Below are 6000 nucleotides of genomic sequence, written 5' to 3'. Positions count from 1 at the left end.
AGCTGAACGAGGATAAAATTGGCATTTGACAAGTGCACGCTGTTGAGTTCTCAAGGATCGGATGCTCCCACGACCCAGCCATCACAACCAGGCCCGCAGGGCAACTTCTCTATCTTACCGATCTCATCTCCGTTGTCAAGTCCGATTTTCTTCGGCCTGAGTGAGGGAACGAGTCAGCACCTTCATCCTGTTCACTCGGTGAGTGTTTGGGATTCGGGAGGTGTTAGCTGCTTGACGGGAGCCGGTCCGAGGACCTCCGCTCAACCGTTTGGGGCGAACAGGTAATAAGTTACGCGGATCCGGAGGATCGGGCAAATCAGGCTCGACCGCCGGGCGTGTCGCCCTGCGGCCGAGTCTGTGCTGCGGGATCGAAACTGCACCTCCGCGCCGATTTCCCGGCGCGTTTTCGATCCCGCAGGCGTCGGAGTACCGTTCAGCGGGTGATGCGGAGCGTGCGCACTTCGAACGGACGCAACCGCAGGTCGCCACCGACGCGGGCACCCTCGATGTCGTCTTCGATCAGGCTCACCTCGCGCACCTCGCGGTGTTCGAACCCGACCGTCAGCTCGCCGACCGTGCGCCGGCCGAGCGCCTCGTACACGCGCACGATCACATCGCCCGAACCGTCGTCGGCGAGCTTGACCGCCGAGACCACGATCCCCTGTCCCTGCACGGTCACCAGCGGCTCGACCTCGCGCGCGCCGTGCACGACCGTCGGCAGAGAGTTGATCCGGATGCCCTCGGCCGTCGCGATCTCCGCGTCCGCCCCGATCACGAAGCCGACCTCGATCTCGTGGCGTCCGTGGTCGGTGTCGGGGTCGGGGAACCGCGGTGCACGCAGCAGCGACAGCCTCACCGTCGTCGCCACCGCGTCGGCCGAGACCTCGCGGGACGTGTCGTAGCCGTAGATCGAGTCGTTCACGAGCGCGACCCCGAAGTCCTGCTCGCGCACCAGGACGAACCGGTGCATCGACGTCTCGAACTTCGCCGCCTCCCAGCTGGTGTTCGTGTGCGTGACCCGCGACTGATAGCCGAACTGCGTCTCGGCCTCCGTGTGCGCGGCCTGGACGTCGAGCGGGAAGGCGAGCTTGAGCAGCTTCTCGGTCTCGTGCCAGTCGACCTCGTTGCGCAGCAGCACGGTCCGCGAGCCGGGGGCGAGGAGGATCGTCTGCGTGATGGTCGACTCCGAGAACGGACGCACGACCACGATCTTCGCGACACCGCCGACCTTCGTCGCCTCGATCGACGAGACGGCGGTGAGGTCGTCGACGCTGTTGCGGTAGTAGCGATCGATGTCCCAGGCGTCCCACATGTTCGGGAAGTCCTGGTGGAGCTGGAACAGGTTCGCGGCCTTCCCCGCGGCGACCGCCTCACGGCCCGATGCCTTGTCGACGGCGGAGACGATCAACCCCTCGGCGGACACGAGCACCGAGACGAGCTCGTTCTCCAGCCGCCACCCGTCGTCCTCCTCCGAGAGCGAGACGGCAGCGCCGGCCGTCTCGGGAACGAACGCTGCGCCGAGCGCCCGGGTCCGCCCACCGACGCGACCGACCGAGGTCGGCTCGAACCGCAGTTCACGATCCCCTTCGCCCGCGAGCGAGCGCCGGGCAGCGCCCGCGATCTCCTCCGCCTCCGCGAGCACGTCGGTCAGCACGGCGACGGCCTCGCGGTGCACCCAGGCGATAGAAGTGCCGGGCAGGATGTCGTGGAACTCGTGCAGCAGCACGCTCTGCCACAGGCGGTCGAACTCGGCCTGCGGGTAGTCGGCACCGGTGCGCACCGTATCCGTCGCAGCCCACAGCTCCGCCTCGACCAGCGCGTGCTCGGCCCAGCGGTGCAGCGCCTTCGTGGCGTGCTGGCTGGTCAGTGTTCCGCGGTGCAGCTCGAGGTACAGCTCGCCGACCCACACGGCGGGATGCGGCAACTCGGCCCTCGCGGCGTCGAAGAAGTCATCCGGATGCTCCCACACCACCTGCGCACTGCCCTCGAGGTCGCGGAGGCGTTCGGCCTTGCCGGTCATCTCGCGGGTCGTGCCGCCACCGCCGTCGCCCCAGCCGACCGGGGCGATCGAGCGCGAGCTGACCCGGTTCTCCTTGAACTGTCGCGAGGCCTTCGCAACCTCCATGCCGCTCAGCTGCGAGTTGTAGGTGTCCATCGACGGGAAGTGCGTGAACACCTGCGAACCGTCGATGCCTTCCCAGAGGAAGGAGTGGTGCGGGAAGACGTTCTGCTGGTTCCACGAGATCTTCTGCGTGAAGAACCACTCGAACCCGGCGCGGCGCATCAGCTGCGGCAGGGCGGGCGAGTATCCGAAGCTGTCCGGCAGCCACACGCCCTTCGACCGGATGCCGAACTCGCGCTCGAAGAACCGCTGCCCCTGCGAGAACTGCCGTACGAGCGATTCGCCCGTCGGCATCACGGTGTCGGACTCGACCCACATGCCTCCCAGAGGCAGGAATCGCCCTTCGGCGACGGCAGCCTTGACCCGCTCCCACACCTCGGGACGATGCTCCTTGATCCAGGCGTATTGCTGCGCGCTGGACATGCCGTACCGGAACTCGGGCTGCTCCTCCAGCAGCGCCGTCATCGACGAGGTGGTGCGCGCGACCTTGCGGATCGTCTCGCGCACGGGCCACAGCCACGCCGAGTCGATGTGCGCGTGGCCGACGGCGGAGATCCGGTGCGCGCTCGCCTCGGCGGGTGCGGCGAGCACATCGGCCAGGCGGGCACGGGCGTCGGAAGCCGTGACGACGATGCGCTGCAGGTCGAGGACGTCGAGCGCATCGTCCATGGCCTGCAGGATGCGCATGCGGCGGGGCGACGTCGCCGGCAACTCCGCCTGCAGCTCGAAGAGAACCTCGAGGTCGAGCGCCAGATCGAACACCTCCGGCTCGAACACCGCCAGATCCATGCGACGTGTGCGGTAGAGGCGCTCCTTCGAGGACGTGAGGATGTCACCCTCCTGTGTGGGCAGGAAGGGGTGATAGTCGAGCAGCACCGGGTTGGAGGCCGCCTCGAGGTACAGCTCGACCGGCTCGTCCCCCTCCGCCTGCTCGGCGATCGGGACCCACTGGTTTCGAGGATTGATGCTCTTCACCGGGATCGGTTCGGCACCGGTGCCGCCCCGCCTGTACGCGAGTGCCTCGCACTGGAAGCCCGTCATGTTCACGTCGAACCCGAGGTCGATCAGCGCTTCGACCTTGCGCCCGGCCCACTCGGCCGGCACGCGTCCGGTGAGCTTGAACCAGGTGGTCCCCCACGCCGGACCCCAAGGGGCACCCACGGAACCGGCGTCGAAATCGAGTGCGACTCCCTCCGCCGGTGCGATCGGCTCACCGGGCAGTTCGTGGAACTCGACGTGCAGCGGCACCGACGCCGAGTGGATCGACGGGCGGATGCGCTCTTCGAGTACCCGCTTCACGCGGCCGACGGTGAGCGAGGTGTCGTCATGCATAGGAAGTCTCCGACTCGACGGTGAGGGCGGGTGCGCGGACGTGGTCGCGTGCCCTTGTGATGAATGCTATCCGATTTACTAAAACGATCTAGTGACGAGTCTAGAACACACCCGCCCGCCTTCCACGGGGCTAAACCGATCAAGTAGGGTGAGGGACTATGAGTCCGGCGAAGCGCGTCACGATCGCCGACATCGCGCGCATGGCAGGCGTCTCCCCCGGCGCCGTCTCGTTCGCGCTGAACGGGCGCCCCGGCGTGAGCGAAGAGACCAGACAGCGGATCCTCGCCATCGTCGAGGAGAACGGCTGGCAGCCGAGCTCGGCGGCTCGCGCGCTCGTCGGAGCACGGGCGAACACCGTCGGTTTCGCGCTCGCCCGCCCCGCCCGCTCCCTCGGATCGGAGGCCTTCTTCACCGACCTCATCGCCGGGATCGAGTCGCGTCTCTCCGAGAGCAAGGTCAGCCTGCAGCTGCGCCTGGTGGCAGACACCGCCGAGGAGATGGAGGTGCACCGACAGTGGCGCTCGTCCAACCAGGTCGACGGCTTCATCTTCATCGACCCGCGTGACGACGACCCCCGAGCCGATCGCATCGCCGCCCTCGACGCCCGCGCCGTCATGATCGGATCGAAGCCGGCTCCGGACGGCACCGTGCCCAGCGTGTGGATCGGCGACGACACGGTGGCGGAGACGCTCTACTCCTATCTCGCGGCGCTCGGGCACACCCACATCGCCTACGTGGCTGGCCCCGCGGAGCTCGAGCACACCCGGCTGCGCGCCGAAGTCCTGGAGCGCCTGGCGGCCGACGGCGTGGGCGGCGAGGTCATCACCACCGATTTCTCCCCCGCGCGCGCTTCCGCAGTGACACGGGCACTGCTCTCCGGGAAGCGGCGGCCCACCGCGATCGTCTACGACAACGACGTGATGGCGGTCGCCGGTCTCCGCGTCGCGCAGGAGATGGGGCGCAGGGTTCCCCTCGACGTCTCGCTGGCCTCTTTCGACGATTCGGTCATCGCGGGTCTCATCAATCCGTCGATCACGGCGATGACCCGCGACACCTTCGAACTCGGCGAGCGCGCCGCCACCCTGCTGCTCCAGCAGATCGAAGCGGGCGCGAACCTTTCGAGCGTCGAGGGCCCGACTCCCGTGCTCACCGTGCGCGAGAGCACGGCCCCGCCCTCGCGTACCGACTGAACGTCAGGCGTCGACCACGGTGTTCACGGACCCGTAGGGGTCGACCGCGACCGCCGACAGGTCGGGGCGGATGAGCCGGCGGATGCCACGGGCCTCCAGCACAGCGGGATCGAGAGCGTCGCGAGACGTGATCACGGCGGGATCGAGGCCCGTGGCGCAGGCATCGACCCACGCCTGGAACACCGGCCCCCCGGGACTCAGCGCCGCCCGGCTCACGGGGACTTCGCGTTCGTCGACCTCCACCACGATCGCCGTATCCCTCGACGGCGGCGCCACGCGCTGCCGCAGCTCGGGGATCAGCTCGGCGAGGCGCCGGCCGAGGGGCTTGGCGGCACCCTTCTGATCGATCAGACCGAGGGTGTACTCGAGCTCGGGGAAGTCGCCCAGATCACGGCTCACGTCGTGCGAGCACCACCACGTGACACCCCAGAGGTTGTGGGTGCGCAGCGCGGAGCGCACGGTCGCCTCCAGGAAGTCCGGCGTCTCCTCGTCCGTGAGGCAGTTCGACGGGGCGCCGACCTCCTGCAGCCAGACCGCCCTGTCCGGATCGGTCGCGAACGCGCGGGAGAGCTCGATCAGGTACTCGGCGTGTCGATCGGAGGCGACCGATCGGCCTCCGTAGCGCTGGGCGGTGCCGTTGAAGATCCAGGAGTGGATCGTGGTCATCGCCCCCAGCCGTGATGCGTGGGCCGGCGTGAAACCGTGGCCGTCCATGTACCAGACCGCGTCGTACTCGCTGTGGACGTGCGCGAACCCCGGCGCGGCGGCGTCGGCTGCCGACAGCAGTGCCGAGATCCAGCCGGCCGCCTCGTCCTGCGTGACGGGCCAGGGCGACGGGTGTGTGTGCGCGGAGAACTGATTCGTCTCGTTCCCGAGCGTGAGACCCAGGAAGTTGGGCGCGTCACGCAGTGCCCGGCCGAGCCTGTCGACGAGCGCGACCTGACCCTCGAGCGCCCGAGAGTCGGTGAACATGTTCTTGTCGTGCCACGTGTACAGCCAGGACGGCACGAAGTCGAAGCTCGACAGATGCCCCTGGACCACGTCGATGCTCGCATCCATCCCGAACTCGCCGGCGATGTCGACCACCGCGCGCACGTCGTCGACCGCCTTCTCGCGGATCAGGGTGCGATTCGGCTGCAGCACCGTCCACAGCGGGAAGACCCGGACGTGATCGAGCCCGAGCTCCGCGAGGGCCGCGAAGTCGCGGCGTACGTCGTCGGGGGTGAAGTCGAGCCAGGAGTGCATCCAGTTCTTCGACGGCGTGTAGTTCGCCCCGAATCTCAGTGGAGCATCGAGAGCGCCGCGCTGCGTCATGTAACCAGACCTTTCGGAGATGCCCCGAGGGGCGGATCTGCA

General features: G+C 68.1%; 3 protein-coding genes. 1 reads left to right on the top strand and 2 read right to left on the bottom strand.

Features of this window, described 5'->3' with window-relative positions; genetic code table 11:
• Positions 1–433 precede the first annotated feature (433 nt).
• Complete coding sequence (locus tag LC041_RS16305) at positions 434–3454, bottom strand: alpha-mannosidase (RefSeq protein WP_226534142.1); 3021 nt, start codon at positions 3452–3454, stop codon at positions 434–436.
• A 158-nt stretch (positions 3455–3612) separates the two neighbouring features.
• Between LC041_RS16305 and LC041_RS16300 the strand changes: the two genes are divergently transcribed.
• Entirely contained in the window at positions 3613–4644 is a 1032-nt protein-coding gene (locus LC041_RS16300) for a LacI family DNA-binding transcriptional regulator (protein WP_226534141.1), read from the top strand.
• Between the two features lie 3 nt (positions 4645–4647).
• Here the strand turns inward: LC041_RS16300 and LC041_RS16295 are convergent, their stop codons facing one another.
• The gene (locus LC041_RS16295; RefSeq protein WP_226534140.1) at positions 4648–5958 is read right to left on the bottom strand and encodes a glycoside hydrolase 5 family protein; all 1311 of its coding nucleotides are present in this window, start codon (positions 5956–5958) and stop codon (positions 4648–4650) included.
• Positions 5959–6000: the final 42 nt, after the last annotated feature.

The organism is Microbacterium paraoxydans, assembly GCF_020524545.1.
Classification (GTDB): domain Bacteria; phylum Actinomycetota; class Actinomycetes; order Actinomycetales; family Microbacteriaceae; genus Microbacterium; species Microbacterium paraoxydans_C.
The sequence above is the reverse complement of the archived record's forward strand: the minus strand, read 5'-3'. Positions and strand labels throughout refer to the sequence as shown.

Coding starts and splice junctions, on each gene's coding strand:
- LC041_RS16305 (WP_226534142.1), bottom strand. CDS start 3,454: ATGCATGACGACACCTCGCTCACCGTCGGCCGCGTGAAGCGGGTACTC.
- LC041_RS16295 (WP_226534140.1), bottom strand. CDS start 5,958: ATGACGCAGCGCGGCGCTCTCGATGCTCCACTGAGATTCGGGGCGAAC.
- LC041_RS16300 (WP_226534141.1), top strand. CDS start 3,613: ATGAGTCCGGCGAAGCGCGTCACGATCGCCGACATCGCGCGCATGGCA.